Source organism: Paracoccus beibuensis (assembly GCF_026162625.1).
Taxonomy (GTDB): Bacteria; Pseudomonadota; Alphaproteobacteria; order Rhodobacterales; family Rhodobacteraceae; genus Paracoccus; species Paracoccus beibuensis.
The window spans coordinates 55,843-81,541 of record NZ_JAOTBD010000005.1 but is presented as its reverse complement, the minus strand read 5'-3'; the positions used below and the strand labels follow the sequence as shown (position 1 = coordinate 81,541).

Annotated in this window: 27 protein-coding genes; 10 read left to right on the top strand and 17 right to left on the bottom strand. The window is 68.5% G+C overall.

The features are described from left to right. Positions 1-3: 3 nt before the first annotated feature. From OC159_RS05405 to OC159_RS05390, 4 genes are all read left to right on the top strand, one after another. Positions 4-1,662: a thiamine pyrophosphate-binding protein gene (locus OC159_RS05405; protein ID WP_265500129.1), complete on the top strand. Its 1,659-nt coding sequence runs from the start codon at positions 4-6 to the stop codon at positions 1,660-1,662. Continuing rightward, positions 1,659-2,708, top strand: coding sequence for a P1 family peptidase (locus OC159_RS05400; RefSeq protein WP_265500128.1), 1,050 nt, complete (start codon positions 1,659-1,661; stop codon positions 2,706-2,708). Before OC159_RS05405 ends, OC159_RS05400 begins: the two co-directional genes overlap by 4 nt. Before the next feature lie 162 nt (positions 2,709-2,870). Further along, positions 2,871-4,343 (top strand): NAD-dependent succinate-semialdehyde dehydrogenase, encoded by a 1,473-nt coding sequence (locus OC159_RS05395; RefSeq protein WP_265500225.1) that lies wholly within the window; start codon positions 2,871-2,873, stop codon positions 4,341-4,343. Between the two features lie 116 nt (positions 4,344-4,459). Beyond that, positions 4,460-4,717 (top strand): GlsB/YeaQ/YmgE family stress response membrane protein, encoded by a 258-nt coding sequence (locus OC159_RS05390; protein ID WP_265500127.1) that lies wholly within the window; start codon positions 4,460-4,462, stop codon positions 4,715-4,717. 73 nt (positions 4,718-4,790) lie between these two features. Here the strand turns inward: OC159_RS05390 and OC159_RS05385 are convergent, their stop codons facing one another. Beyond that, positions 4,791-5,543 carry a DUF1013 domain-containing protein gene (locus OC159_RS05385; RefSeq protein WP_265500126.1) on the bottom strand — a complete coding sequence of 251 codons (753 nt, stop codon included), beginning with the start codon at positions 5,541-5,543 and terminating at the stop codon, positions 4,791-4,793. Between the two features lie 185 nt (positions 5,544-5,728). Between OC159_RS05385 and OC159_RS05380 the strand changes: the two genes are divergently transcribed. Then, on the top strand, positions 5,729-6,364 hold the full coding sequence (locus tag OC159_RS05380) for a ribonuclease T2 (RefSeq protein ID WP_265500125.1): 636 nt from the start codon (positions 5,729-5,731) through the stop codon (positions 6,362-6,364). Between the two features lie 159 nt (positions 6,365-6,523). On the opposite strand, the gene OC159_RS05375 is transcribed toward OC159_RS05380, so the two are convergent. Beyond that, entirely contained in the window at positions 6,524-7,513 is a 990-nt protein-coding gene (locus OC159_RS05375) for an NAD(P)H-quinone oxidoreductase (protein ID WP_265500124.1), read from the bottom strand. A gap of 9 nt (positions 7,514-7,522) precedes the next feature. Continuing rightward, complete coding sequence (locus OC159_RS05370) at positions 7,523-8,176, bottom strand: COQ9 family protein (RefSeq protein ID WP_265500123.1); 654 nt, start codon at positions 8,174-8,176, stop codon at positions 7,523-7,525. 93 nt (positions 8,177-8,269) lie between these two features. Here OC159_RS05370 and rpsU point away from each other — a divergent pair, with 93 nt between their 5' ends. Continuing rightward, positions 8,270-8,476, top strand: coding sequence for a 30S ribosomal protein S21 (gene rpsU / locus OC159_RS05365; protein WP_081994671.1), 207 nt, complete (start codon positions 8,270-8,272; stop codon positions 8,474-8,476). Between the two features lie 56 nt (positions 8,477-8,532). On the opposite strand, the gene OC159_RS05360 is transcribed toward rpsU, so the two are convergent. Continuing rightward, positions 8,533-9,000, bottom strand: coding sequence for an Lrp/AsnC family transcriptional regulator (locus OC159_RS05360; protein ID WP_265500122.1), 468 nt, complete (start codon positions 8,998-9,000; stop codon positions 8,533-8,535). Positions 9,001-9,133: 133 nt separating this feature from the next. On the opposite strand from OC159_RS05360, the gene ald reads away from it, so the two are divergent. After that, a complete protein-coding gene (ald, locus tag OC159_RS05355; RefSeq protein ID WP_265500121.1) occupies positions 9,134-10,252 on the top strand; it encodes an alanine dehydrogenase in 1,119 nt (372 codons plus the stop codon). 13 nt (positions 10,253-10,265) lie between these two features. On the opposite strand, the gene mscL is transcribed toward ald, so the two are convergent. From mscL to OC159_RS05340, 3 genes are all read right to left on the bottom strand, one after another. Further along, positions 10,266-10,712, bottom strand: coding sequence for a large conductance mechanosensitive channel protein MscL (gene mscL / locus OC159_RS05350; RefSeq protein WP_265500120.1), 447 nt, complete (start codon positions 10,710-10,712; stop codon positions 10,266-10,268). A 115-nt stretch (positions 10,713-10,827) separates the two neighbouring features. Continuing rightward, positions 10,828-11,445, bottom strand: coding sequence for a DsbA family protein (locus OC159_RS05345; protein ID WP_265500119.1), 618 nt, complete (start codon positions 11,443-11,445; stop codon positions 10,828-10,830). A 34-nt stretch (positions 11,446-11,479) separates the two neighbouring features. Further along, complete coding sequence (locus OC159_RS05340) at positions 11,480-12,013, bottom strand: DUF721 domain-containing protein (RefSeq protein ID WP_265500118.1); 534 nt, start codon at positions 12,011-12,013, stop codon at positions 11,480-11,482. A gap of 84 nt (positions 12,014-12,097) precedes the next feature. On the opposite strand from OC159_RS05340, the gene OC159_RS05335 reads away from it, so the two are divergent. Both OC159_RS05335 and OC159_RS05330 read left to right on the top strand, forming a co-directional pair. Next, positions 12,098-13,123: an A/G-specific adenine glycosylase gene (locus OC159_RS05335; protein WP_407674054.1), complete on the top strand. Its 1,026-nt coding sequence runs from the start codon at positions 12,098-12,100 to the stop codon at positions 13,121-13,123. A gap of 10 nt (positions 13,124-13,133) precedes the next feature. After that, positions 13,134-14,270 carry an alkane 1-monooxygenase gene (locus OC159_RS05330; protein WP_265500117.1) on the top strand — a complete coding sequence of 379 codons (1,137 nt, stop codon included), beginning with the start codon at positions 13,134-13,136 and terminating at the stop codon, positions 14,268-14,270. Here the strand turns inward: OC159_RS05330 and OC159_RS05325 are convergent. The 6 genes from OC159_RS05325 to OC159_RS05300 form a co-directional block, all read right to left on the bottom strand. Next, the gene (locus OC159_RS05325) at positions 14,267-15,649 is read right to left on the bottom strand and encodes an FAD-binding oxidoreductase (protein WP_265500116.1); all 1,383 of its coding nucleotides are present in this window, start codon (positions 15,647-15,649) and stop codon (positions 14,267-14,269) included. The genes OC159_RS05330 and OC159_RS05325 overlap by 4 nt on opposite strands. 162 nt (positions 15,650-15,811) lie before the next feature. After that, a complete protein-coding gene (locus OC159_RS05320; RefSeq protein WP_265500115.1) occupies positions 15,812-16,939 on the bottom strand; it encodes a site-specific DNA-methyltransferase in 1,128 nt (375 codons plus the stop codon). Between the two features lie 92 nt (positions 16,940-17,031). After that, positions 17,032-17,661 carry a ribonuclease HII gene (locus OC159_RS05315; RefSeq protein ID WP_265500114.1) on the bottom strand — a complete coding sequence of 210 codons (630 nt, stop codon included), beginning with the start codon at positions 17,659-17,661 and terminating at the stop codon, positions 17,032-17,034. Continuing rightward, positions 17,658-18,137 (bottom strand): ureidoglycolate lyase, encoded by a 480-nt coding sequence (locus tag OC159_RS05310; RefSeq protein ID WP_265500113.1) that lies wholly within the window; start codon positions 18,135-18,137, stop codon positions 17,658-17,660. Before OC159_RS05310 ends, OC159_RS05315 begins: the two co-directional genes overlap by 4 nt. 9 nt (positions 18,138-18,146) lie before the next feature. Next, positions 18,147-19,841, bottom strand: coding sequence for a glycosyl transferase family 90 (locus tag OC159_RS05305; RefSeq protein WP_265500112.1), 1,695 nt, complete (start codon positions 19,839-19,841; stop codon positions 18,147-18,149). 3 nt (positions 19,842-19,844) lie between these two features. Beyond that, positions 19,845-21,062: an MFS transporter gene (locus tag OC159_RS05300; protein ID WP_322626712.1), complete on the bottom strand. Its 1,218-nt coding sequence runs from the start codon at positions 21,060-21,062 to the stop codon at positions 19,845-19,847. Between the two features lie 164 nt (positions 21,063-21,226). On the opposite strand from OC159_RS05300, the gene OC159_RS05295 reads away from it, so the two are divergent. Beyond that, positions 21,227-21,982 carry a GntR family transcriptional regulator gene (locus OC159_RS05295; protein ID WP_265500111.1) on the top strand — a complete coding sequence of 252 codons (756 nt, stop codon included), beginning with the start codon at positions 21,227-21,229 and terminating at the stop codon, positions 21,980-21,982. Here the strand turns inward: OC159_RS05295 and OC159_RS05290 are convergent. Genes OC159_RS05290 through OC159_RS05275 form a run of 4 tightly spaced genes read right to left on the bottom strand, consistent with a single transcriptional unit; the run spans position 21,979 to position 25,695 of the window. Then, complete coding sequence (locus OC159_RS05290; RefSeq protein WP_265500110.1) at positions 21,979-23,499, bottom strand: class I adenylate-forming enzyme family protein; 1,521 nt, start codon at positions 23,497-23,499, stop codon at positions 21,979-21,981. The two genes, OC159_RS05295 and OC159_RS05290, sit on opposite strands and share 4 nt — an antisense overlap. After that, on the bottom strand, positions 23,496-24,305 hold the full coding sequence (locus OC159_RS05285; RefSeq protein ID WP_265500109.1) for an oxepin-CoA hydrolase, alternative type: 810 nt from the start codon (positions 24,303-24,305) through the stop codon (positions 23,496-23,498). Before OC159_RS05285 ends, OC159_RS05290 begins: the two co-directional genes overlap by 4 nt. Continuing rightward, entirely contained in the window at positions 24,302-24,706 is a 405-nt protein-coding gene (locus tag OC159_RS05280) for a PaaI family thioesterase (protein WP_265500108.1), read from the bottom strand. The genes OC159_RS05285 and OC159_RS05280 overlap by 4 nt, the downstream gene beginning before the upstream one ends. After that, a complete protein-coding gene (locus OC159_RS05275; protein ID WP_265500107.1) occupies positions 24,697-25,695 on the bottom strand; it encodes an acyl-CoA dehydrogenase family protein in 999 nt (332 codons plus the stop codon). The genes OC159_RS05280 and OC159_RS05275 overlap by 10 nt, the downstream gene beginning before the upstream one ends. Positions 25,696-25,699 lie beyond the last annotated feature (4 nt).

The window sequence follows — 25,699 nt, the reverse complement described above, 5'->3', positions numbered from 1 at the left end:
GAGATGCGGCATGGCGGACAGATCCTGATCCAGGCACTGCGCACGAACGGGGTCACGCGGGTCTTCTCGGTCCCCGGCGAAAGCTTTTTGGCGGCGCTGGACGGGCTCTATGACAGCGGCATCGCCAACATCGTCTGCCGCCACGAAGGGGGCGCCGCCCTGATGGCCGAGGCCGCGGGCAAGCTGACCGGCCGGCCCGGCATCTGCTTCGTCACCCGCGGCCCCGGCGCCACCAATGCCAGCGCAGGCGTCCACGTCGCGCGCCAGGATTCGACGCCGATGATCCTGTTCGTGGGCCAGATCGCCCGCGGCGATACCGACCGCGAAGCCTTTCAGGAGGTCGACTATCGCGCGATGTTCGCCCCGCTGGCCAAGTGGGTGGCGCAGATCGACGCCACCGACCGCATCGCCGAATATGTCGCCCGCGCCTTCCACGTCGCCACCTCGGGGCGGCCCGGACCCGTGGTGCTGGCCCTGCCCGAGGACATGCTGTCCGGCCGCGCCGACATCGCCGACCTTCCCGCCGCGCGCCCGCCGCTGGCGGAGGTCGGACCGGGCGCCGCGACGGCTATCGTTGACGCGCTGCGGGGGGCCGGGCGGCCTCTGGTCGTGGCCGGCGGCAGCCTCTGGTCGCAGCGGGCGGCCGATGACCTGGCACGCTTTGCGCAGGCCTGGGACCTGCCCGTGGCGGTGCCCTTTCGCCGCCAGGACCACATGGACAACAGGCTGCCGCATTACGTCGGCGACCTGGGCATCGGGATGAACCCAGCCCTGGGGGCCGCGCTGCGCGAGGCGGACGTGATCCTGTCGCTGGGGTCGCGGCTTGGCGACACGTTGACCGCAGGATACGCGCTGATGGACCCGGTGCGGCCCCATGCGCGCGTGATCCATGTCCATCCGGACCCCGATGAACTGGGCACCCTCTGGCGGGCCGATCCGGGGCTGGCGGCCGATCCCCGCGCCGTCGTGGCGGCGCTGGCCGACACGGCCCCGCAGCCGGGAGCGTGGGGGGAATGGCGCGCTCGGCTGCGCGCCAACTATCAGGATTGGCAGGTGCCCCGTCCGACCCCCGGCAGCGTGCGCCTGGAACAGGTCGTCGATTGGCTGGCCCGGAACCTGCCCGACGATGCCATCGTCACCAATGGCGCCGGCAACTATGCCGCGTTCCTGCACCGCTATTTCCGCTGGCGGCAGTACGGGACGCAGCTGGCGCCGACCTCTGGGTCGATGGGATACGGCCTGCCCTCGGCGATCTCGGCCAGCCTGGCGCATCCGGACCGCACGGTGGTCTGCCTGGCGGGCGACGGCTGCATCCAGATGACGGTGAACGAGCTGTCGACCGCCGCGCAATACGGCGCGACGCCCATCGTGCTGGTCTGCAACAACGGCCGCTACGGCACCATCCGCATGCACCAGGAACGCCACTTCCCGGGGCGGGTGTCGGGGACCGACCTCTTCAACCCCGATTTCACGGCGCTGGTCCGCGCCTATGGCGGCCACGGCGAACTGGTCGAGGGGGACGAGGACTTCGCCCCCGCCTTTGAACGCGCCCGCTTGTCGGGCCGGCTGTCGGTGATCGAACTGCGGCTGGACCCAGAGGCGCTGACCCCCGGCGCCACGCTGACCCAGACCCGAGAGGCCGCGCAGAAGGCGACGGGATGAGACAGGGGCCGCTGAACCTGATCACCGACGTGGCGGGGCTGCGGGTCGGCAACGCCCATGACTCCGTCCTGCGGTCCGGCGTCACCATGCTGACGGGCGACCGACCCTTCGCGGCGGCGGTTCATGTCATGGGCGGTGCCCCCGGCACACGGGAAACGGACCTGCTGGCTCCCGACAAGCTGGTCGCCGCCGTCGATGCGCTGGTGGTGTCGGGCGGGTCGGCCTTTGGCCTTGCGGCCTGCGACGGCGTCATGGCGGCGCTTCACGCGGCGGGGCGTGGCTTCGCCGTTGGTCCGGCACGGGTGCCCATCGTGCCCGGCGCCATCGTCTTCGACCTGCTGAACGGCGGCGACAAGGTCTGGCGGACCAACCCCTACCCCGCGCTTGGCAAGGCGGCGGTGGCCGCGGCGGCCGAGCACTTCGCCATCGGCAGTGCCGGCGCGGGCCTCGGCGCGCTGACGGGGTCGCTGAAGGGCGGACTCGGGTCAGCGTCGGCCGTGCTGGCGAACGGCGCCACGGTCGGTGCGCTGGTCGTGGTCAATGCGCTTGGACAGGCGACGGTGGGCGACGGTCCGCATTTCTGGGCCGCACCGTGGGAACTGGACGCAGAATTCGGCGGTCTTGGCCTGCCGACAGCTTTTCCCGCAGCCGAGGAGCCCCTCGCCTCCAAGCGGCTGGGAGAGGCCACGACCATCGCCATCGTTGCGACGGATGCGGCCCTCGACAAGGCCGCGCTGCAGCGCATGGCCATCGTCGCCCATGACGGGCTGGCGCGGTCGCTGGTGCCCAGCCACACGCCGCTGGATGGGGACCTGATCTTTGCCCTGTCCACCGGCGCACGCCCTCTGACCGATCCGGTGGCGGATGCGTTCGGCCTGGGCCATGCCGCTGCGACAGTGCTGGCACGGGCCGTGGCGCGCGGTGTCTACGCGGCATTGCCGTCTCCCGGTGATCTGCAACCGTGCTGGAAGGCCGCCTTCGGACAGGCCGAAGGGCGGCGCGACCAGCGCACCGCCCCCGAGAGATCGCCAAGAGGGACAGCTTAGCGATTGCAGGCAAAACGCGCGACCCACCCCAAGGTTGCGTACCCGGAAAAACTTTCTTTCACGTTCCGGTCATCGGAAGGATCTGCACGGCTACCGGGGGCGCTTTGACAAGCACCGGGGCGCATGCTCATCTGCCCCGATCCCATTGCCCCCGAGGACGCCATGACCAAGCACCCTACCGACCTCAACACCCTGCTCCGCGACCCGTCGCTGCTGGAATCTCGCGCCTTTCTGGCGGGCGAGTGGGTCGATGCCGACGACGGCGCCACGTTCGAGGTGACGAACCCCGCCCGCGGCGACGTCATCGCACGGGTGGCGGACCTTGGCCGCCCCGAGGTCGCCCGCGCCATCGACGCCGCGCACGAGGCGATGAAGGACTGGGCCGCCCGCCCCGCCAAGGAACGCGCACAGGTGATGCGCAAGTGGTACGACCTGATGATGCAGAACCAGGACGACCTGGGCATCATCATGACCGCCGAACAGGGCAAGCCGCTGGCCGAAGCCAAGGGAGAGGTCGCATATGGCGCCAGCTTCATCGAATGGTTCGGCGAGGAAGCCAAGCGCGTCTACGGCGAGACGATTCCCGGCCATGCCGCCGATAAGCGGCTGACGGTGATCCGCCAGCCGATCGGCGTCGTCGGCAGCATCACGCCCTGGAACTTCCCGAACGCGATGATCGCACGCAAGGCCGGGCCCGCCCTGGCCGTGGGCTGCGGCTTCGTCGCCCGCCCGGCGGCCGAAACGCCGCTGTCGGCGCTGGCCATGGCGGTCCTGGGCGAACGTGCGGGCCTGCCCAGGGGCATCCTGTCTGTCGTGACCTCATCACGCTCCAGCGATGTCGGGAAGGAGTTCTGCGAGAACCCCAAGGTTCGCAAGCTGACCTTCACCGGCTCGACCGAGGTGGGGCGCATCCTGCTGCGCCAGGCCGCCGACCAGGTCATGAAATGCAGCATGGAGCTGGGCGGCAACGCCCCCTTCATCGTCTTCGACGACGCCGATCTGGATGCCGCGGTGGAAGGCGCAATGGCGTCTAAGTTCCGCAACAACGGCCAGACCTGCGTCTGCGCCAACCGGATCTATGTACAGTCGGGCGTCTATGACGCCTTCGCCCGAAAGCTGGCGGCGGCCGTCGACAAGCTGAACGTGGGCGACGGGCTGCAGGAGGGGACGACAACCGGTCCCCTGATCAACGAAAGCGCGGTCGAGAAGGTGCAGGAGCATATCCGTGACGTGCTGGACGGCGGCGGCGCTGTCGTGACCGGCGGCGACAGGATCGAGGGGCTGTTCTTCCAGCCGACCGTCGTCACCGGGGTGACCGACGCCATGAAGGTTTCGACCGAGGAGACCTTCGGCCCGCTCGCGCCGCTTTTCCGGTTCGAGACCGAGGAGGAGGTCGTCCGCAAGGCCAACGACACGATCTTCGGCCTCGCCTCCTATTTCTATGCCCGCGACATCGGCCGCATCACCCGGGTCCAAGAGGCGCTGGAATACGGAATCGTCGGCGTGAACACCGGCCTGATCTCGACCGAGGTGGCGCCCTTCGGCGGCGTCAAGCAGTCGGGCCTGGGGCGCGAGGGCAGCCACCACGGGATCGAGGACTACCTTGAAATGAAATACATCTGCCTGACCGTGTGACCGTTTTTCAACAGCAGCAACATGATATGTACGGCGCGGGAACGCTTTGCCCGCGCTGCGCATTGATCCCACGAATGGCCGCCACGGGGGCGGCCAAGGCTTGAAAGGGACATGTCATGGAAGGTATCGGCTGGATTCTTGCGATCATACTTGGCGCGATTGCCGGTTGGATCGCCGAGAAGATCATGAAGTCCGATATGGGCCTGCTGATGAACATCATCGTCGGCATCATCGGCGCCCTGATCGGTAACTTCCTCTTCGACCTCGTGCTGGGCAGCAGCGCCGAAGGCAGCGTCATCGGCCAGTTGATCATCGCTGTGATCGGCGCCTGCATCCTGATCTGGCTGGTCCGGATGGTGCGCGGCCGCACCTGATCGGGTCCGCAAATGACGAAGGGCCGGTGCGGTTGATCCGCACCGGCCCTTTTTCGTCGGAAGCGTCGCGCCCTCAGCGGCGGCCGTCTTCGTCCTCGTCATCGTCCTCGTCATTGGCCGGCAGGTTGAAGAAGCTGTCGGCGTCGCGCGCCGGCTCGTTCTTCGGCTCTTCGCGGGTCAGGCTGAAGTTCTCGAGGCCCGCGATCGAGGTCGGCAGCCGCGGCTCCTCGGACATCGACAGCGACGTTTCGGTGCTGACCAGCTTGCGGCGTTCGTCGTCGGTCATCACCCCGCCCTCGGCCGCGCGCTTCTTGGCGGCCTTCTGGACGGCGGCATCAAGCTCGGTCTGGCGGCAGAGGCCCAGGGCGACCGGGTCGATCGGCTGGATGTTCTGGATGTTCCAGTGCGTCCGCTCTCGGATGGAAGCGATGGTCGGCTTCGTGGTGCCGACCAGCTTGGCGATCTGCGCGTCCGCCAGCTCCGGGTGGAACTTGACTAGCCACAGGATGGCGGCCGGACGATCCTGGCGCTTGGACAGCGGCGTATAGCGCGGCCCGCGGCGCTTTTCCTCGCCTTCGGACGCCGGGTTGTGCTTCAGGCGCAGCTTATAGGCAGGGCTTGCCTCGGCGCGCTTGATCTCCTCGGCGTCCAGCTGGTTCGAGGCGACGGGGTCGAAACCCTTCACACCGGCCGCGACATCTCCGTCGGCGATGCCCTGCACCTCAAGCTCGTGCAGGCCGCAGAAATCGCCGATCTGCTTGAAGCTGAGCGTAGTGTTGTCGACCAGCCAGACGGCGGTGGCCTTGGCCATCAGCGGCTTGCTCATGTCAGTCTCCTTCGCGTGTCTGTCCCGAACATAGGAAGCTTGGGCCGGAAAAACGGCTTTGGCGGGTGCCATTCCTCGTTTTCGGGGGGAATTGCCGCGTCATATAGCGTTTCAGGGGGCCGGGGAAAAGAGGATTCGCACGATTGGCGGCTGCCAACATCACCGCGCGTCGATAGAGTGGCTGCATGCGCAACCTGATCACCGCCTTTGCCCTTCTGCTGTCACCGCTGCCGCTGGCGGCCCGCGACGTCGCCGGGCAGTTCGACTATTACGTCCTGGCCCTCAGCTGGCAGCCCAGTTGGTGCAAAAGCACCGGCGACGGGCGCGACGCGCCCGAATGCCGTGACGGAAGTGGGCGCGACTTCACCGTCCACGGGCTCTGGCCGCAATACGAACGCGGCTGGCCGGAACGGTGCTCCACGTCCGAGCGTGATCCGTCCCGCCGCGACAGCGCGGAAATGGCCGACATCATGGGATCGGGTGGCCTGGCCTGGTATCAATGGCAAAAGCACGGCCGCTGCACCGGGCTGTCGGCCACGAGCTACTACGCCGCCACGCGCGCGGCGCTTGGGCCGTTGACGATCCCGCGGGTTTTCGACGACCTTGACCGCGACATCACGCTGCCCCCTTCGGTGGTCGAGGAAGCCTTTCTGGAAGCCAATCCCGACCTTGGGCCCGACGGCTTGACGGTCACCTGCCGCGACGGCGCCTTGACCGAGGTGCGGATCTGCCTGACGCGCGACCTGCAGCCCCGCGACTGCGCGCCCGATGTCCGGCAGGACTGCAGCCAGCCGCGCGTGCTGATGGAACAGGTGCGCTGAACCGACTTGCGGCCTGGCGCCGCCTTGGCCCGAAAGGTGCTTGTGGGGTCGTCGGCTTGCGATGTGGTGAGGGGCGGGGATGCCGGCGACGGCCACAGGATACGCCATCGCGACGTGTGGCTGCCTTGCCGATGCCAGCCACAGGCACCGGCTCCCGCCTCAGTCCCCGGCGACCTTCAGAACGATCTTGCCGATGTGACCGCTGCTTTCCATCCGCCGGTGTGCGGCTGCGGCCTCTGCCAGGGCAAACTCGCTGTCGATGGTGACGCCGACGGACCCGGCCGCGACCATCGGCCAAAGCTGCTTGCGGATCGCATCGGCAATCTCCGCCTTGGCGACGTCGGACTGCGGGCGAAGGGTCGAGCCGGTGATCGTCAGCCGGTTGACCATGACTTGGGCAAAGTTCAGCTCGACCTTCGGACCCTCGAGGAAGGCGATCATCACCAGGCGGCCGTCCAGCGCCAGCGACTTGATGTTGCGCGGGATATAGCTGCCGCCGACCATGTCCAGGATCAGGTTCGCGCCGCCGGCCTCGGCCAGGACCTTCGTGAAATCCTGCGTCCTGTAGTTGATCGCCGTCGCGCCAAGCGCCCCGATCGCCGCGCATTTTTTGTCGCTGCCGGCGGTGGCGAAGACCCGGGCGCCAAGGGCACGTGCGATCTGGATCGCCATCATGCCGATGCCGGACGTGCCGCCATGGACCAGGAAGCGCTCCCCCCCTGTCAGCCCGCCGCGCTGGACGACGTTCGACCAGACGGTGAAGGCGGTTTCCGGCAGGCAGGCGCCTTCGCGCAGGGTCATGCCCTTGGGGATGCGCAAGGCGTGGTCGGCGTGGCAGACGGCGTATTCGGCATAGCCACCACCGGGCAACAGGGCGCAGACCTGTTCGCCCTTTTTCCAGCGCGTGACGCCGGCGCCCATGCCCACGATCTCTCCCGAAGCTTCCAGCCCCGGCAGGTCCGAGGCGCCGGGCGGCGGCGCATAGCTGCCGGCGCGCTGCAGTACGTCCGGCCGGTTCACCCCGGCATAGGCGATCTTGATCAGGATCTGGTCGTGGCAGGGGACCGGCACGGGCCGGGTCGTCGGGCGCAGCTGGTCGGCGTCTCCGGGGGCGGCGATCTCGACGGCGGTCATCTGGTCGGGGAACATCGTCTCTCCTTAACGGGTCTTGCCGGGCAGGGCGCGCTCGCGCGGGGCGCGGATCCAGCCGAAGGCGGCGCGGGCCAGCGTGTCTGCGCCGGGCAGCTTGCGCAACCGCGACTTGGCGGACTCGAAGTTCATCACGCCGTCGATCCGGCGGTCGATGAAGGCGCGGGTCTCGGTCTTGCCCTCTGATTCGTCGCCCAGCCAGAACAGCACGGTGGCCGAGATGACGGCCGACAGGATCGCCCGTTTGGAATACCAGTTCACGTCCTGCGACCGGTCGCCAAGCGCTGTCCAGATCACGTCAGCCGTTTCCCAGACCAGCCGGGAGGCGGTCGCCGCGTTCTGCGGCAGGGCCAGCGTCGCGGCACCCGCGCGGACCAGTTCGGGGTCGACCAGTTCCAGCCGCCGCCAGACGGCCTCGGCGACGCGGTCGCGAAAGCGCCCCTCTGGCGGCGTCTCGGCCAGCCAGACGCGCAGGGCTTGGTCGGCGTTGCGGTGATAGGCGGCAGCCAGGCCGGCACCGCCCTGCGGGAAATGCACCCGCACCAGCGACGGCGAAATGCCCATGTCCCGTGCGCCGGCGGCCAGCGCGTGGTCGTTCATCCCCTCGAACGGGACGTGGATCAGCGCGGCATCCAGCAGCGCGTCGCGGTCGGTCTGGGTCATGGCACACCTCATCTGGACAAACGCGCCCGGCTTTGTTAGGGGGACGCTTCCTGCAATCTTGCAACTCTAACCTAGGAAGGTGGTGACAACCACATGCAGGTCAATGTTCGCGACAACAACGTCGAACAGGCGCTCCGCGCTCTGAAGAAGAAACTTCAGCGCGAAGGTGTCTTCCGCGAAATGAAGCTCAAGCAGCATTTCGAGAAGCCGTCGGTCAAGAAAGCCCGTGAAAAGGCCGAGGCCGTTCGCCGCGCCCGCAAGCTGGCCCGTAAAAAGGCACAGCGCGAAGGCGCGCTGTAAGACGACGCGATCTTGTGTCATCCGAAAACCCCCGCGACCCCGCGTCGCGGGGGTTTTCAATTCTGGACGGGGATGGCTGTGGTGCGGAACACGGTCCGCAGTGCGAAACTGGAGTGCATCTGCGCGACACCCGGCAGGCGCGACAGGTGCTGGCGGTGGATGCGGGCGAAATCGTCGGTATCCTCGACCACGATCTTCAGCAGATAGTCGGCCGTGCCCGCCATCAGGTGGCATTCCAGCACGTCGGGTATGGTGCGCACACCACGTTCGAACGCATCCAGCACCTCGTCGGCCTGCCCTGACAGGGTGATCTCGACGAAGACTGTGGTCTGGCGGCGCAGCGCACGGGCGTCCAACAGCGCGACGTAACCCGAGATGACGCCGGTTTCCTCCAGCCGCTGCACGCGCCGGTGACAGGCCGACGGCGACAGGTGCACGCGCACCGCCAGTTCGGCATTGCTGATTCGCCCCTCGGCCTGGAGAAGGGCAAGGATTCGGCGGTCTATTGCGTCAAGGTCGGCCATGGCGACAACTTGTGCGAAGATCGAGGCTTTTTCCAGCAGGATCGTCGCCGCTTCTCTCTATCTGGGCCGCAGCTTCGCAGCACATTGCGGCCTTTCGCTGGCAGGATGGGGAAAACAGCAAAGGAGAGAACCCATGAAGATCGGATGTCCAACAGAGATCAAACCGCAGGAATTCCGCGTCGGCCTGACGCCCGCCGCCGCGGCCGAGGCCGTCGGTCGCGGCCACCAGGTGCTGGTGCAGTCGGGCGCCGGCCTGGGGGCGGGCTTCACGGACGAGGATTACACCGCCGCCGGCGCCCGCATCGCGCCCGATGCCGGATCTGTATTCAACGAGGCCGAGCTGATCATCAAGGTCAAGGAACCTCAGGCCGCCGAGCGCAAGATGCTGCGCAAGGGCCAGTTGCTGTTTACCTATCTGCACCTGGCGCCCGACCCCGACCAGACCCGCGACCTGCTGGAGAGCGGCGTCACCGCCATCGCCTATGAGACCGTGACCGATGCGCGCGGCGGCCTGCCCCTGCTGGCGCCGATGTCCGAGGTGGCGGGCCGACTGGCCCCGCAAGTGGGGTCGTGGGCGCTGCAGAAGGCCAATGGCGGGCGCGGCGTCCTGATGGGCGGCGTGCCGGGCGTCAGGCCCGCGAACGTGGTCATCATCGGCGGCGGCGTCGTGGGCGCGGCGGCAGCACGGGTCGCCGTGGGCATGGGCGCGAACGTCACGGTGATGGACCGCTCGGTCCCGCGGCTGTCCTATCTTGACGACATCTTCATGGGCAAGCTGACCACCCAATTCGCCAGCGCCGCCGCCACGGCCGAACTGATCCAGACCGCCGACATGGTGATTGGCGCGGTGCTGATCCCCGGCGCCGCCGCGCCCAAGCTGGTCAGCCGCGCGCAGCTGTCGACCATGCCGCAGGGATCGGTCCTGGTGGACGTGGCCATCGACCAGGGCGGATGCTTCGAGACGTCGAAGGCGACCACGCACCAGGACCCGATCTACGAGGTCGACGGTGTCGTGCATTACTGCGTGGCGAACATGCCGGGAGCAGTCGCCCGCACCTCGACCCAGGCCTTGGGAAACGCAACCATGCCGCACCTGATGGCGCTGGCCGACAAGGGCTGGCGGCAGGCCGTCACCGACGACCCGCACCTGCGCGCGGGCCTTTCGGTCCATGAGGGTCAGTTGACCTCGCCCCCGGTGGGCGAGGCGCTGAAGTTGCAGGCGATCACGCCCGAGGCGCTGCTGGCGCTGTGACCGCCGCGGCCGGTCACGCCGCGTTGGCGCGATCGGCCAGCAGGTCCCGGATCTGGGCCAGCAGCTCTTCCTGGGTGGGGCCGGTGGGGGCGACGGCCTCCTTGGCCGCTTCCTGGCGCATCGCCGCCCGCTGAAGGCGGTTCACGACCTTGACCAGCAGGAAGACGGCCCAGGCCACGATCAGGAAGTTCAGCACCGCCATCAGAAACGAGCCATAGGCGAAGATGGCCGCGCCCGAATCGCGCGCGGCGGCCAGGCTGGCCCCTTCGGGCACGTTGCCGGACAGCGCGAGATACTTGTCGGTGAAGTCGATCCCGCCGGTCAGCAACCCCAGGATCGGGTTGATCAAGTCGACGACCAGAGAGTTCACGATGGCCGTGAAGGCCGCGCCGATGATGATGCCGACGGCGAGATCGATCACGTTGCCACGGGCAATGAAGGTCTTGAATTCCTGAATCATGTCACCCTGTCCCTTCCAAGCGGCGTTCTGCCGCGCGCGAAGTCTGGGGCGTGGATCAATAAAAATCAATCGCCCGCAGCGGGTGCCCGGCGTCAGACGCCGGGCAGGCCTTTGGTCACTCGGCCGGGGCCGCTTCGACGAGCTTGGTGTCGATGATCTCTTTCATGCTGTCCCAGGCCTGGTTCTGCACCTTTTCGCCGCCGATGATGAAGGTGGGCGTGGCCTCGACCTCATCGGCGGTGGCGTTCTGCTGGAAGGTGGCGATCAGCTGTTCGACCTTGGCGGTGTCGTCCCAGCAGGCGGTCATCTGATCCTCGGTCATGCCGGCCTTGAGGCCGATCTTGCGCAGGTTCGCCGCGATTTCGTCGCCCGAACCGCCCGAGAGCCACTCGCCCTGCTCCTCGAACAGCATGTCCGAGACGGCATAGTACTTGTCGTCGCCACCGCAGCGCGCCAGGATCCCGGCCCAGAGGCCCACCTGGTCGAAATAGATGTCGCGCTGCACGAAGCGGACCTTGCCGGTGTCGATGTATTCCGACTTCATCCGGGGGAACACGTCGTTGTGGAAGTTCGCGCAATGCCCGCAGGTGAAGCTGGCGTATTCGACGACGGTCAGCGGCGCGTCCTCGGCGCCCATCGCGATGTCGGGCAGGATTTCGGGCGTGGCTTCCTGCGCCAGGGCCGGCACGGCCAGGGTCATCGCAAGGGCGGTCGCGACAGAGCGGAGAAACATCGAATGGATCCTTTCAGCGGGTCTGGGAATGGGGTCAGCCTTGGCGGGGCCGGCGGCTGGCGACGTTCATCGCCAGCCGGGCCATCGCCTCGGCCAGGGTGGGGTCGGTGAACTGCCGGGCCACGCCCTCGGCCTGGGCGACCAGCGCAGGGTCGGGGGCCTTGGGCGCGGGCGGAACCTGGGTGAAGTGCGCCTGCCCCTCGGCGAAGCCGCTGGCGGCGGTCTGGGTCAAGGTGATCCGTTGCACGGCGTTATAGCCATAGCAGGCGTTGACGCGTTCCCGCAGTCGCGGCAGCTGCATCTCGACCATCGGCGCCATCGGGCCGGTGGTCAGCAGCGTCAGCGTCGCACCAAAGCCGCCGCGGCTGTGGCTGATGCGAACGGGACGGGTAACGGCGGCCAGCTGCGCGCCCGCAATCTCGGGCCAGTGGGTCAGCAGGCGCGCGACGGCGAAGCCCCGACCCTCGGCCGCCTTCTGCACCCGGTCGGCCAGCAGCGATGCCGCCGCCCGGAAGCCGCGGCTGCGGCGTCGGGTCGCCTTGCGGGGGGCTTGGGGTGTCTGGGCCATCTGCGCCTGATCTGTTAACACACCCTATCCTTAGCCAGCCGCCCCTCGGGATGAAAGCGCGCCAATTCGACAAAGGCCACATAATTGCGTGACAGCAAGGTGATCGCTTCCGACCTTCTGGCCTGGTATGACCGCCATGCCCGCGACCTGCCTTGGCGCATGCCCCCCGGCGGCGCGCCTGCCGACCCCTATCGCGTCTGGCTGTCCGAGGTGATGCTGCAACAGACCACCGTCGCCGCCGTGAAGGCATATTTCCTGCGATTCACCGCGCTGTGGCCGACGGTGCAGGCCTTGGCGGCGGCGGACGATGCAACGGTCATGGCAGAATGGGCGGGGCTTGGCTACTATGCCCGGGCGCGCAACCTTTTAACCTGCGCCCGTGCGGTCGCGCAGCGTGGCGGCTTTCCCGACACGCGCGCCGGGCTGGCCGCCCTGCCCGGCATCGGGCCCTATACCTCGGCCGCCATTGCCGCCATCGCCTTCGACCGGACGGAAACGGTCGTCGACGGTAACGTGGAACGCGTCGTGTCGCGGCTTTTCGCTGTGGAAACGCCCCTGCCCCGCAGCAAGCCGGAACTTGTCGCGCTGGCGGACACACTGACGCCGCCCGCCCGGCCCGGCGATTTCGCGCAGGCGATGATGGACCTGGGCGCGACGATCTGCACGCCTCGCAAGCCCGCCTGCGCGATCTGCCCGTTGATGACCCCCTGCGCGGCGCGGCAGAAGGGCATCGCTGCGGACCTGCCGCGCAAGGCCGCCAAGGCGCCCAAGCCCGAACGCGAGGGCGTGGTCTGGCTCGCCCGCCATGGCGACGCCCTGCTGCTGGAGCATCGCCCCGACAAGGGCCTGCTGGGCGGCACGCGGGCCTTCCCCTCGGCCCGGTGGGACGGGCGCGACCTGCCGCCCCCCGGCCCGGCGGACTGGCGGCCGATCGGCCAGGTGCGCCATGTCTTCACCCACTTCACGCTGAACCTGCAGGTGATGCTGGGCAATCTGACCGGCAATCCCTTGCGGGGAGAGCTGGTGCCCCTGGACCGGATCGACCGGAACGGCCTGCCAGGCCTGATGCGCAAGGTCTGGGATATGGCGCAGGCAGAGCTTGCCGCGTAGCATCGAGGGCATGAGCGACTCGCCCTTCTCTGCCGTTCCGGCCGCGGCGCCCTTCTGGCTGTCGGCGGCGCTTCTGCCGCTGGTCGCGTTGGCGGCCTGGCAGGGCGGCGCGTGGTGGATGCTGATCCCGGCCTATGCCTGGTACCTGACCTCCGCGCTGGACGGCATCCTGGGCAAGAACGGCATGAACGCCGACCCCGACGCCGGCGCCGACCTCTTCTGGCACCGCGCCATCACCGTTGTCTGGTTTCCGCTGCAATTCGCCGCGATCTTCGGGTCCATCTGGTACGTGCAGGCGACCGGTCACCTGTCGGGGTGGGAGAAGCTGGGCCTCTTCTTCGGCATCGGCGTCCTGTCGGGCAGCATCGGCATCGTCTATGCGCATGAACTTCTGCACCAGAAGACGGTGCACGAACGCTGGCTGGGCGACCTGCTGCTGGCCAGCGTGCTTTATTCCCATTTCCGGACCGAGCATCTGCTGGTCCACCATTCCTGGGTCGCGACCCCGCGCGACGCGGTATCGGCCCGCTACAACGAAGGGTTCTACAGCTTCTTCGTCCGCGTGCTGCGCGACGGTCCCCGCAGCGCCTGGATCGCTGAAAAGCGGTTTCTGGCCCGCGCGGGGCGCAGCTTTGGGGACAGGCGCAACCCCTTCTGGCGCTACGCGGCCCTTCAGGGGGCGATGCTGGCGCTGGCGCTGGTCCTGGGGGGCTGGCAGGGCATGGGCCTCTTCGTCTTTCAGGCGTTCATCGCCGTCTGGCAGCTGGAGCTGACGAACTACGTCGAACATTACGGGCTGTCCCGCAAGCACCTGGGCGACGGCCGATATGAACTTGTCAGGCCGCGCCACAGCTGGAACGCCAGCCACAGGGCGACCAACTGGCTGCTGATCAACCTGCAGCGTCATTCGGACCACCACTTCAAGCCCGACCGCCGTTTCCCGCTGTTGCAGACCTATGCCCCGGACGAGGCGCCGCAGCTGCCCCTCGGCTATCCGGCGATGACCTTCGTCGCAATGATCCCGCCCTTGTGGCGGCGGCGGATGAACCCCCGCGTTCGCGCCTGGCGGCGCCAGTTCTACCCCGAGATCGGGGATTGGAGCGCCTACAACAGGGGCACCCTGCCGATGCCCCGCAGCGCGCTCTAGCGCGGGATCGTCTTGCCGGGGTTCAGGATGTTCTGCGGGTCCAGCGCGGCCTTGATCGCCCGCATCACGTCCAGCGCCACCGGGTCCTTGTGCCGCGACATCGAGGCCAGCTTCGACAGCCCCACCCCGTGTTCGGCCGAGAAGGTGCCGTTCATCGCCACCGCCAGCGCGTCGATCTCGGCCCTCAGCGCGGCCTTCAAACCGGCATCATCGCGCGACGGCCAGCAGGTATAGTGGATATTGCCGTCACCCAGATGCGCCACCGACAGCACGTCGCAGCCGGCATCCAGCGCCCTCAGGCGCGGCTCGATGTCGCGCAGGAAGTCGACGACGCGGTCGCGCGGCAGGGCGATGTCGGTGTCCAGCACTGGACGCCTTGCGAAGGCGATTTCGGCCGCAGCCTCGCGCCGTGACCACATCTCGCGCCGCTGCGCCTCGCTGGCGGCGATGACCGCGTCGCTGACCGTGCCATCGTCCAGGTGGGCGGCCAGCACCTCTTCCAGGACCTCGGACAGGTTGCCGTGGCGGGTGGCCGCCAACTCGACCAGAAGGTTGACAGGATGCGGCGCCTCGAACGGCTCTCGGGCGTCGGGGCGCAGGGCAAGATGCCCGTCGATGAAGGCACGGGGCATGAACTCGAATGCGACGACGGCGTTCCCCGACGCATCCTGCAGCGCGTTCAGCAGATCCGTTGCGCGATCCAGCGCCCCCATCGCGACCATGGCGGTCACACGTTGAACCGGCCTGGGGTGCAGCTTGACGACCGCCGCGGTGATGATGCCCAGCTGCCCCTCGGCCCCGATCATCAGGTCGCGCAGATCGAGGCCCGAGTTGTTCTTGTGCAGCGCCTGCATCAGGTCCAGCACGCGTCCATCCGCCAGCACCACCTCCAGCCCCAGGCAGAGGTCGCGTGTGTTGCCGTAGCGCAGGACATTCGCCCCGCCGGCGTTGGTCGACAGCACGCCGCCGATCATCGCCTGTCCGCTGGCCCCGAAGGCCAGCGGAAAGGTCAGCCCCTCGGCCTCGGCGGCCGCGTCCAACGCGGCGACGACGACGCCTGCCTCGACGACGGCCGTACGGGCGCGGGCGTTGATTTCTCGGATGCGCCGCATGCGGTCCAGCGACAGCATGATCGCGCTTTCGCCCATCGCGCCGCCGTTCAGTCCGGTATTGCCCGAGACCGGCACCACCGGCAGCCCGCGCGTCACCGCCAGGCGCAGCACTGCGGCGACCTGGGCTCGGCCGTCCGGCCGCACGACGGCCAGCGGCTGGCCGCGATACTGCCCCGTCCAGTCGCAGGTCCATGGCGCGGCGTCCGTGCCGGTCAGCACGTAGCCGGGCCCCACGATATCGGCCAGCGCCTGCGTCAGATCATCCATTCCCGCCCCTTCATCCTTGCCCGGCGTCCACGGATAATGCCGATCCGTCGCGGCGAAAAGACCGGGCGGGACAATAAGAAGGCCCCGCCATGCCGGGGGCATGACGGGGCAAGGTGGTTCCACCGCGCGGACGCGGGCGGAACTTGGCGAACCGGATGGGGATCAGTTGGGGCGGGCGACCTCGCCCTCGATTTCGGCGCGAATCTGCTGGCGCAGGATGTCCAGCGGGATCATCTTGCCCTCGCGCCGGAAGTGCCAGTAGGTCCAGCCGTTGCAGGAGGGCGCACCTTCCAGCGCCGCCCCGACCTGATGGATCGAACCCTTCACGTCATTGCCGATCAGCGACCCGTCGGCACGGACCTTGGCCTTGTGGCGGTTGCCGATGGAGTAAAGCTCCTCGCCCGGCCGCAGCATGCCGCGCTCGATCACCTGGCCGAAGGGGATGCGCGGCTCGGCGCGCTTGGCGCGGGTGGTGGCGATGGCTTCGGCGTCAAAACGGCGGACGCGGGACAGGCGACGGGTGGCGACCTCGCGATAGGCCTCCTCGCGCTCGATCCCGATATAGTCGCGGCCCAGCATCTTGGCGACGGCGCCGGTCGTGCCGGTGCCGAAGAACGGGTCCAGCACCACGTCGCCAGGATTGGTCGTCCCCACGATCACGCGGTGCAGCAGGCTTTCGGGCTTTTGCGTCGGATGCGCCTTTTCGCCCGCCGCGTCCTTCAGACGCTCTCCGCCGTTGCAGATGGGCAGGACCCAGTCGCTGCGCATCTGGGTGCCTTCGTTCAGCGACTTCAGCGCCTCGTAGTTGAAGGTGTATTTCGACGTCTCGGATTTCGCCGCCCAAATCAGCGTTTCATGCGCGTTCGTCAGGCGCTTGCCACGAAAGTTCGGCATCGGGTTCGACTTGCGCCAGATGACGTCGTTCATGATCCAGAAGTTCTGGTTCTGCAGCTCTGCTCCCACGCGAAAGATGTTGTGATAGCTGCCGATCACCCAGATCGCCCCGTTGGGCTTGAGCAGCCGGCGCGCGGCGGCCAACCAGTCGCGGGTGAAGGCGTCATAGATGGCAAAGCTGGAAAACTGGTCCCAATGATCGTCCACCGCGTCGACCTTGGAATTGTCGGGCCGGTGGAGGTCACCCTTCAGCTGCAGATTGTAGGGCGGATCGGCGAAGATCAGGTCGACACTGCCCGCCGGCAGGGCGCTCATGATCTCGATGCAGTCGCCACCCAGGATCTGGTTCAGTGGTAATGGCCGCACGGAATCCGCGCGCTGGTCCTTGGTCTTCATCGTGCTCTGCCTTCGGGGAAAGCCGGCTTTTGCCGGTCTGGTATGTCCCCAAGATGATTCAGACCCGAATCGCCGTCAATTTCTTTTTTGAATCAAGCACTTGCCAACGGGGCTTTACACAAGATATTGTGTACCGGCGCGAAGCTGCGTCTATGATGTGGGGTTATCCCCAGATCTAGCAGGGCCTGCCTGTGGGCCGGCGTCGGGTATCCGGCATTGGTTTCCCAGCCATATCCGGGGTGCTGTTGCGCCAAATCCACCATGATGCGGTCGCGCAACACCTTGGCGATGATGGACGCCGCGGCGATGGTCACGCTGCGCGCGTCGCCCTTGACGATGGCCTCTCCGGGGCAGGACAGGTCGCCCGGCACGCGGTTGCCGTCGACCAGCACCAGGCAGGGGCGCTGGCGCAGGCCGGCGATGGCGCGGCACATCGCGGCGTGGCTGGCGTGATAGATGTTGATCCGGTCGATCTCGTCCACGCCCACATGCGCCACCGACCAGTCGCAATGCGTCATCAGCCAGTGGGCCAGCGCCTCGCGTCGCGGGGCCGTCAGCTGCTTGCTGTCGTTCAGCCCGTCGGGGATGTTCAGCGGGTCGAGGATCACCGCCGCCGCCGTCACCGGACCGGCCAGCGGGCCGCGCCCCACCTCGTCGACCCCGGCGACAATGCTGGCGCCGCGCTTCAGGGCGGCGGCCTCGAAGGTATAGTCCGGGATCATCGGGTGATCCTGACCGGGTCGATGCGCACCTCTTCCAGATTCACGCCGTCGCCTTCCCGGTCGATCACCAGGAAGTCGGCGGGGCGGTCCAAGGGCGTCAGGACCCCGTGCCAGACGCCTGCCCGCAGGTTCACGCCGGTGCCGGCGGGCACCAGGAAGGCCAGCGGGGCACCGGGGCGGCCGCCCTCGTCCGGGGCCACGACCGACAGCCAGTCATCCGGCCCCAGCGGCATGAAGGCCTGGCTGCCCAAGGGATGCCGTTCCAGCAGGTCGCACTGATAGGGCAGGCTGACCGCTTCGCTGCGGAAGATCGAGAGGATCGCCTCGCCCCCGCCGCGCTGGACGGTCGCCAGGGCATGGTGACGTTCGCAGCGGCCTGCGTTGATCATGCGGTCGGGCGCGGGTCGTGGTTCCAAGACGTCGCCGAAGGGGGCGAAGGCGGCGGCGGTCAGCGGCTGGATGCGGATCGTATTCATGGCCGCCTTCTAGCGCGCCGCCGCCAGCCCGTCGAGGATCAGTCGCAGCAGGTGGGCGCGTGCCTCGGGGTCGCGCAGATGCGCGGCCTCGACCCGGGCAGCGGCGGACATGGCCTTGCATTCGGACGGATGGGCGCGGGCCCAGGCCAGCTTGTCCTCGATGTCAGCGGCATGGCGGGCCACCGGTATGAAATGCTGCCAGGGCTTGAAGCGGCCCGAATAGAAGACCTGCCAGCCGTCCTCCTCGGCCAGCAGGACGGAATTGCTGTCGATGGCCCCGATGAAGTTCGACCCGTGGTCATAGCCGCTCAGGCACAACTGGTAGCGAAAGCGGCGAAGGATGTCCGGCGATGCGCGCGGCGTGCAGAAGGGTGCCAGCAGGGGATCGTCGGCCATGTGCCGCCAGCCCCAGGCCATCACCACGCCCAGGTCGAAGTCCGGGTGATCGAAGAAGCGCCGCACGAAGGCCAGACGGTTGGTGCGGCACAGGCCCTGCCACGCAGCCTCTCGATCGGCGGGGGTCGAGGCCTCGGCCAGCCGGGTCAGCCAGACATGCGCGGCGGGACCGGGCTTGCCCCTCGCCCGCATCTCGGAGCCCGAGATCATGCCGCGCCAGATCAGCCTGTCCTCCTTCTCCTCGAAGGGGATGGGGTCGGGCGCGGCATCGGGATCAAAGCCCGGCAGGCCGATGCTGTGCTGGTCCGGCAGGGGCCAGAGGACGGCGTTCACCGCGCCCGCCCGCCGGTTGTGGCACAGAACCGGACGATCCAGCGGCGCGCCCTCGGGGCTGCCGAACCAGCGCGAATCCTCCATGTCGATCCAGACAGGATCGCTGCGGCCAAGACGCAGGATGTCGTTCACGACGCCCTCGGCCCGGATCAGCTTGAAGTGACGATCTCTTCGCGCCAGCGCCAGCGGGACCGCGTCGGGTGGCGTTGCCTGCGTGAACTGTCGCATCCGGCCCTGCCGGTCAGTCACGCGGCTTCCGTCCCAGTGGCAGGCAAAGGCCGACAGGCCCTCGGGGCCACCCTGCGCCTCCGGGTCCAGCCCCGCAAGGCAGAAGCGCGTCACATCCTCGGCCCAGCCATCCGGCGCTGCTGGCGAATCAGGACGGTCCAGCAATCGCATCACCCCGGGGGACGCGGGGAAAGCCGGCCAGCGGTCGAAGGGCAGCGTCCGCATCGGCAGGATCGGGTCCAGCCGCGCCGCCAGATCGGCGGGATCGTCGGCCGGATCGACGACGATCAGGCGCGGGTCGCCGTCGAACAACGCAAACGTCCGGTCGACATGAAGGGCCAGCTGCTCTTGCCAGAACGCGGGCAACGCCGCCGGGGGCAGGCCCTGCGCGAAAACGTGGCAGCGAATCGCATCCGTGCCGCTGCGCCACAGCGACCAGTCTTGCGGCTGCGGCACGGTCAGCACGAAATGCGCGCCTGGCACGCTGTCGCGCAGGAAGCGGGCGCAGCGCCAAGCCTCGATCGGCGGACGCCAGTGCGGGCGAAACCGCCAGAGCCCGGTAAAGAGCCGCACCTCGGGCCGGTCCGCCAGCGGGCGCTCGTTGCGCCCCATCGCATAGAGGATGTCGGACGCCAGCCGCCCGCCGTCATGGCAGGCGGTGGCATGGCCGTTGGCGCGAAAGAGCCGCTCCAGCGCCCGGTCCATCGGGCCGTCGGGGCCGATGTGGAATACGACGGGCGCCGACACGCCTTACGCCGTCAGGCGGTCGCGGCGTGGCAGCAGGATGGTCAGCAGCCCCAGCACCGGCAGGACCGAACACAGCTGGAACACGGTCTCGATCCCCCGCGCGTCGGCCAGCACCCCAAGCGCCGCGGCCGCGATGCCACCCATGCCGAAGGAAAAGCCGAAGAACAGCCCGGCGATCATGCCGGTGCGCCCCGGCACCAGTTCCTGCGCAAATACCACAATGGCCGGAAAGGCCGAGGCGAGGATCAGCCCGATCAGAACGGCCAGCACCCCCGTCGCCACCAGCCCCACATGCGGCAGCATCAGCGTGAAGGGCAGCACACCCAGGATCGACACCCATATCACCGTCAGCGGCCCCACGCGGTCGCCGATCACGCCGCCCAGCATCACGCCGCCGGCCATGCCCAGCAGGAACAGGAACAGCATCACCTGCGCGCCCTGCGTGGAGAGGCCGAACCGTTCGATGGTGAAGAAGGTGAAATAGCTGCTCATCGAGGCGGTGTAGATGTTCTTGGTGAAGACCAGCACCGCCAGCACCGTGATGGCCCGGATCACGACGCCGCGCGGCAGGCGCAGGCGGCGGTCGTCGGTTGCGGCGCTGGCGCGGCGGCGCACCTCGGCCCAGCTGCCGACGCGCCACAGGATCGCCGCCCCCAGAGCCGCGGCAACGGCGAACCACGCCACGGCTGGGCGTCCCAGCGGCACCACGATGAAGGCCGCCAGCAGCGGCCCCAGCGCTTGTCCGCCATTCCCGCCCAGCTGGAACATCGACTGCGCCGTCCCGAACCGCCCGCCCGAGGCCAGCCGCGCCACGCGCGAGCTTTCGGGATGAAAGACCGCCGAGCCGATGCCGATCAGCATCGCCCCCAGCAGCAGCATCTCGTAGCGATGGGCCGACGCCAGCAGCAGCACGCCCATCAGCGACGACGCCATCCCGAACGGCAGAGAGCGCGGCTGCGGATGCCGGTCCGTCGCCATGCCGATCATCGGCTGCAACAGCGATGCCGTTACCTGGAAGGCGAACGTCATCACCCCGATCTGCGCATAGCTGAGCGAGAACTCGATCTGCAGCAGCGGATAGATCGCGGCCAGCATCGACTGCATCACGTCGTTGATCATGTGGCACATGCTGATCGCGGCCAGCACGCCCCAGGACGTCATCTGCGCCGCACCCGCCCGTCCCGGAACCGCCAGTGTCGCCTGGCCTGGGATCTGTTGCATCCGAACCAACCCTCCGCGTGCAGGCGAACCCAAGGCTCACCCGACCATCAACGCCCCCCGCGACCGTCGTGCCTGGGCCGGACCATCCATATCGATTTGGACAACTGGCGCAATGGCCCCCGGTGGGCGTAAATCGTCATGTACGGTAAAGAGTTTCTAAGCGCATGGTAACCACCACCACAGGCACGACGCCTCTGGTCCGGTCCTCGGGGCCGGATCTTCACCGCAAGCGCCTGAATACCTGGCAGGCCATCCATGCCGAGGTCCTGCGCCGTATCCGCTCGGGCGACTGGCCCCCGGGCGAGCTGATCCCCACCGAGCAGATGCTGGCCGTCGAGCTGGGCTGCGCCCGCGCCACGGTGAACCGCGCGCTGCGCGAATTGGCCGACAGCGGCATCATCGAACGGCGCCGCAAGGTCGGCACCCGCGTGACCGCAAGTTCCGCCCGGCGCACCACATTGCGCCTGCCGACCATCCGCAACGAGATCGAGACCCTTGGCGCCCGTGCCAGCTATGCCCTGACCAGCTGCGAGACGACCCTGCCGAACCTGGCCGCGATGCGCGCGCTGCACGTCGGCGCGGACGAGCCGCTGCTGCTGGTTCTGTCACGCTTTTCCGCCGACGACAGGCCGCATTGCTGCGAGGCGATCTGGCTGAACCCCCGCGTCGCCGACCTGCCCGACGCCGAGGTCTTCGCCTTGGAGCCGCCGCAGGAATGGCTGTCGCGCAACCTTCCGGTCACGCAGAGCGACGTGTCGATCATCGCCGAAGCCGCCGACGAGGCCTGTGCCCGCAGCCTGGAGATCGAGCCCGGCACGCCCGTCCTGACGATCGAGCGGGTGAACACGCTGCACGGCACGCCCGTGTCCTTCGCGCGCCACCACTATCCGCCGCAGCACCGCCTGGTCTTCGACATCTAGCGCCGGGGCTCGTCCGACAAAAGGTCGGCGAAATGCTCCAGCAGCAGGTGTTTCAGCACCTTTCCCGTCGCCGCCGCAGGCAGCGGGCCGGTCAGGAAGATGCGCGTCGGGCGCTTGTAGGCCGACAGCCGCGTCGCCGCATGCTCGGCCAGTGCCTCGGCGGTGATGCTGCCGGGGGTGACAAGCTGGCAGAAGGCCAGCACATCCTCATCCCCGCCGTCGCGCTTGCAGCCGATCACCGCGGCCTGCAGGACGGCCGGGTGGTCGTTCAACGCGGCCTCGACCTCGGGGGGATAGACGTTGAAACCGCCACGGATGATCAGTTCCTTGCTGCGCCCGACGATGTGCAGGCGGCCCTGATCGTCCAGCCGTCCCAAGTCGCCCGTATGCATCCAGCCGTCGGCGTCCAGCACCTGAGCGGTGGCCTCGGGGTTGCGGAAATAGCCGCGCATGACGTGCGGGCCGCGCGTCAGCACCTCTCCAGTGCCCGGTTCGCGCCCGACGCTTTCATCCAGCGCAATTTCGACCCCCGGCAAGGGATGCCCGGCCGACGGGTCGGGATCGTCCTTGGCGTTGGTCGTGATGGTCACGCCCGCCGTGGTTTCCGTCATCCCGTACCCGTTCTGCAGCGCGATGCCATAGAAGGCCTCGGCCCGGCGTTTCCAGTCGGGGTCCAGAGGCGCTGCCCCGCTGCTGACATAGCGCAGGCCGTCCAGCCGGTCCTGGCCCCGGCTGCGGGCCTCGGCCATGATGGCGGCGTGCATCTGCGGCACGGCGGGCAGCACCGTCACGCCGGCCTCCAGCGCGTCCAGCGTGGCTGCGGCGGAGAACCTTGGCACCAGCCGCACATGCGCCCCCGCCGACAGCCCCGCACAAAGCATCGAGGTCAGCCCGAACACATGGGTCATCGGCAGGACGCCATAGATCACGTCTTCGGGTACGATATCGCGCAGCCGGGCCGAGGACAGGCCGCCGAAGATCAGGTTGCCATGCGTCAGCATCACTCCCTTGGGCGTGCCCGTCGTGCCGGTGGTGTAAAGGATCACCGACGTCATCCGGGCGTCTGTCTCGACGGCCTCGGCCGGGCAGTCGAAGGGGCCTTCCAGATGCAGCGCCGCGCCCGAAAGGGCCAGCGGGCGCGCCGCCGCAGCTTCGGCATGGGCGCGGGCGGCGGGGCTGACATCGGACAGGTGGATCACCAGCCGCGGGTCGGTATGGGCGGTGATGCGCGCCAGTTCATGCCCGGTCATGCGGGCGTTCACGGGCACCGCCACCGCATCCATCCGGCTGGCCGCCAGCAGCAGCACCGGCACCATGGCCGCGTTCTCGGCCACGACCAGAAGCCTGTCGCCCGGCCGCAGGCCCCGGCCGCGAAGGATCGCGCAGGCGTCGTCCACCAGCCGGTCCAGCGCCGCATAGGTCAGCACCCGCCCGTCCCAGTCCGTCAGCGCCGGGCGATCGGGGTGGCCCGCACGGGCGCGGTCGAACAGTTGGTGGATGCGGGTGGCGTCGGTCATGTGTCCTCGCGCAGTCGTCGGAAGTCGGGGGCGCGCTTGCCCAGGAAGGCGCCGATGCCCTCGGCGGCTTCGGGGGTGGCCAGGGCATGGGCCATCGCGTCGCGTTCGGCGGTCAGCTGCGCCTCGAAGGCGGCCTCTCGGGCGCTGGTCAGCAGGCGCTTGATCGCGGCCTGCGCATCGGCGGGCCCCTGCGACAGGCGGTCGGCCAGGGCCATGGCGGCCATGATCGCCTCGCCTGGTTCGGTCAGCTCGTTGATCAGGCCAAGCGCATGCAGCCGTTCGGCATCGACAGGTTGGCCGGTCAGCGCCATCTGCGCCGCCATCTGCGGCGGCAGGCCCGCCGCCAGCGCCGCTGTCAGACCGCCATCGGGCACCAGCCCGGCGTTGACGTAGGCCGCCGTGAACTGCGCCCCCCTAGCCGAGATCACCATGTCGCATGCCAGCGCCAGCGACAGCCCGGCACCGGCCGCGCCACCCTCGATGACCGCGATCACCGGACGAGGGCAGCGGACGACGGCGCGGATCAGGTCGTTCAGCGCGTCGATGCGGGCGCGGCGGCTCTCTTCGTCCATCTGCTGGGCGGTGATCAGCATGTTCAGGTCGCCGCCGGCGCAGAAGAACTCGCCCTCGCCCATCAGGATCACGGCGCCGATGCGGGGTTCGTCGGCGGCCATGCGCAGCGCCTGGTGCAGCCCGTCATAGAATTCGGGCGTCAGCGCGTTGCGGCGGGCGGCATTCCGGTTTTCGACCACAAGGCGGTCGCCGAGATCGCTGATTTCGCAATGCGGGTTGGTGAGGGCGGTCATGCGGGCTCCTGTCGGGTCTTGCGGAAGACGCCGGTCGCGGTGGCGATCAGCGTACCGTCCTCATGCCGCAACGTGCCCTCGATGAACAGGGTTACCCGTCCGCCGCCGGAGATGCGTCCGCTGGCCTCGACCAGGCCTGGGCGGCCGGGGGCGAGGTAGTTCACCGTCAGCGACAGCGTGGTGAACGGGTGGCGGCCGTTCGGGTCCACCGACAGGCTGCCCGTCGCGCCCATCGCGCTGTCCAGCAGCGTCGCGGCCAAGCCGCCATGCAGGATGCCCTGCCGGTTCAGGTGCCGGTCATCCAGCTGCAACCGGCAGCGAGCGATGCCGTCTCCCTGCCCCACATCCAGGTCATAACCGATCAGCCGCTGCGTGCCGGTCTCGTTTCGGATCACGCCCATGCGGGTTCGCCCCGGGCAAAGCGTTCAAGGTGCCAGTCGGCATCGCCCATTGCGGCGTCGGCGGCCAGCAGACGGCGGACCATGGCGGCCAGCGCGTATTCCTCGGTCATGCCGATTCCGCCGTGCATCTGCACGGTTTCCTCGGCCACGATGCGCGCGACGCGACCGACGGTGACCTTGCAGGCCTGGAGGTGGCGGTCGCGAAGGGGTGCATCATCGTCCAGATGACCCGCCAAGTTGATGACCGCCGACCGCGCCTGCTCGACCTCGACCGCCAGATCGGCGGCTCGGTGGGCCAGCGCCTGGAACGACACCAGCGGCTGCCCGAACTGCTTGCGTGTGCGCAGGTAGTCCAACGTCAGGTTCACCGCCGCAGTGATAGTGCCAAGCGCCAGCGCGGCATGCGCCAGCACCCCGCGCGCCATCGGCCCGTCGAAATCGGCCAGCGACCCAAGACGCATCGCCGGCGTCGCGTCGAAGCCCAGATCCGCCCCCCGCTGGCCATCGATCAGCGGATAGCCCCGCAGCGACATGCCCTCGGCGCCAGGCCGGACCAGCCACAGCGCATCAGCGGTGGTGACGACGATGGCGGCGGCATCCTCCGCTCCGGCGACCATGGTCTTGCGGCCGGTCAGCCGGTCGCCCAGTGCCCGGATCGCCACACCGCGGTCGTACCTGGTGCCGGGTTCGGCATCGGCGAAGGCAACGATGGCGCCGTCCTCGGCCGGCTGGCCAGCCTGGGCCATCGCGGCAGCGCCGATCATCGTGCCGGCCAGCGGCAGCGCCACCCCGGCGCGGCCCATCTCTTCGAAGATCAGCGCCACGGCGGCGCCCGAGCCGTCGAAGCCGCCTTCATCCTCGGTCAGCAATGCGGCGGGAACGCCAGCCTCGACCAGGGCGGGCCACAGGGCCCCGCCGCTGTGGCGGGTCAGGATGCCGCGCAGGCTGTCCTGCAGCATGCGGTGGTCGTCGGAAAGCTGGAAATCCATGGGA

What these genes read in the sequence shown, in the direction of transcription:
- OC159_RS05400 (WP_265500128.1), top strand. Translation starts at nt 1,659, where the DNA reads ATGAGACAGGGGCCGCTGAACCTGATCACCGACGTGGCGGGGCTGCGG.
- OC159_RS05275 (WP_265500107.1), bottom strand. Translation starts at nt 25,695, where the DNA reads ATGGATTTCCAGCTTTCCGACGACCACCGCATGCTGCAGGACAGCCTG.
- rpsU (WP_081994671.1), top strand. Translation starts at nt 8,270, where the DNA reads ATGCAGGTCAATGTTCGCGACAACAACGTCGAACAGGCGCTCCGCGCT.
- OC159_RS05395 (WP_265500225.1), top strand. Translation starts at nt 2,871, where the DNA reads ATGACCAAGCACCCTACCGACCTCAACACCCTGCTCCGCGACCCGTCG.
- OC159_RS05290 (WP_265500110.1), bottom strand. Translation starts at nt 23,499, where the DNA reads ATGACCGACGCCACCCGCATCCACCAACTGTTCGACCGCGCCCGTGCG.
- OC159_RS05320 (WP_265500115.1), bottom strand. Translation starts at nt 16,939, where the DNA reads ATGAAGACCAAGGACCAGCGCGCGGATTCCGTGCGGCCATTACCACTG.
- OC159_RS05380 (WP_265500125.1), top strand. Translation starts at nt 5,729, where the DNA reads ATGCGCAACCTGATCACCGCCTTTGCCCTTCTGCTGTCACCGCTGCCG.
- OC159_RS05310 (WP_265500113.1), bottom strand. Translation starts at nt 18,137, where the DNA reads ATGAATACGATCCGCATCCAGCCGCTGACCGCCGCCGCCTTCGCCCCC.
- OC159_RS05390 (WP_265500127.1), top strand. Translation starts at nt 4,460, where the DNA reads ATGGAAGGTATCGGCTGGATTCTTGCGATCATACTTGGCGCGATTGCC.
- OC159_RS05295 (WP_265500111.1), top strand. Translation starts at nt 21,227, where the DNA reads ATGGTAACCACCACCACAGGCACGACGCCTCTGGTCCGGTCCTCGGGG.
- OC159_RS05285 (WP_265500109.1), bottom strand. Translation starts at nt 24,305, where the DNA reads ATGACCGCCCTCACCAACCCGCATTGCGAAATCAGCGATCTCGGCGAC.
- OC159_RS05325 (WP_265500116.1), bottom strand. Translation starts at nt 15,649, where the DNA reads ATGGATGATCTGACGCAGGCGCTGGCCGATATCGTGGGGCCCGGCTAC.
- OC159_RS05385 (WP_265500126.1), bottom strand. Translation starts at nt 5,543, where the DNA reads ATGAGCAAGCCGCTGATGGCCAAGGCCACCGCCGTCTGGCTGGTCGAC.
- OC159_RS05280 (WP_265500108.1), bottom strand. Translation starts at nt 24,706, where the DNA reads ATGGGCGTGATCCGAAACGAGACCGGCACGCAGCGGCTGATCGGTTAT.
- OC159_RS05300 (WP_322626712.1), bottom strand. Translation starts at nt 21,062, where the DNA reads ATGCAACAGATCCCAGGCCAGGCGACACTGGCGGTTCCGGGACGGGCG.
- OC159_RS05375 (WP_265500124.1), bottom strand. Translation starts at nt 7,513, where the DNA reads ATGTTCCCCGACCAGATGACCGCCGTCGAGATCGCCGCCCCCGGAGAC.
- OC159_RS05330 (WP_265500117.1), top strand. Translation starts at nt 13,134, where the DNA reads ATGAGCGACTCGCCCTTCTCTGCCGTTCCGGCCGCGGCGCCCTTCTGG.
- OC159_RS05360 (WP_265500122.1), bottom strand. Translation starts at nt 9,000, where the DNA reads ATGGCCGACCTTGACGCAATAGACCGCCGAATCCTTGCCCTTCTCCAG.
- OC159_RS05340 (WP_265500118.1), bottom strand. Translation starts at nt 12,013, where the DNA reads ATGGCCCAGACACCCCAAGCCCCCCGCAAGGCGACCCGACGCCGCAGC.
- OC159_RS05345 (WP_265500119.1), bottom strand. Translation starts at nt 11,445, where the DNA reads ATGTTTCTCCGCTCTGTCGCGACCGCCCTTGCGATGACCCTGGCCGTG.
- mscL (WP_265500120.1), bottom strand. Translation starts at nt 10,712, where the DNA reads ATGATTCAGGAATTCAAGACCTTCATTGCCCGTGGCAACGTGATCGAT.
- OC159_RS05405 (WP_265500129.1), top strand. Translation starts at nt 4, where the DNA reads ATGCGGCATGGCGGACAGATCCTGATCCAGGCACTGCGCACGAACGGG.
- OC159_RS05315 (WP_265500114.1), bottom strand. Translation starts at nt 17,661, where the DNA reads ATGATCCCGGACTATACCTTCGAGGCCGCCGCCCTGAAGCGCGGCGCC.
- OC159_RS05370 (WP_265500123.1), bottom strand. Translation starts at nt 8,176, where the DNA reads ATGACCCAGACCGACCGCGACGCGCTGCTGGATGCCGCGCTGATCCAC.
- ald (WP_265500121.1), top strand. Translation starts at nt 9,134, where the DNA reads ATGAAGATCGGATGTCCAACAGAGATCAAACCGCAGGAATTCCGCGTC.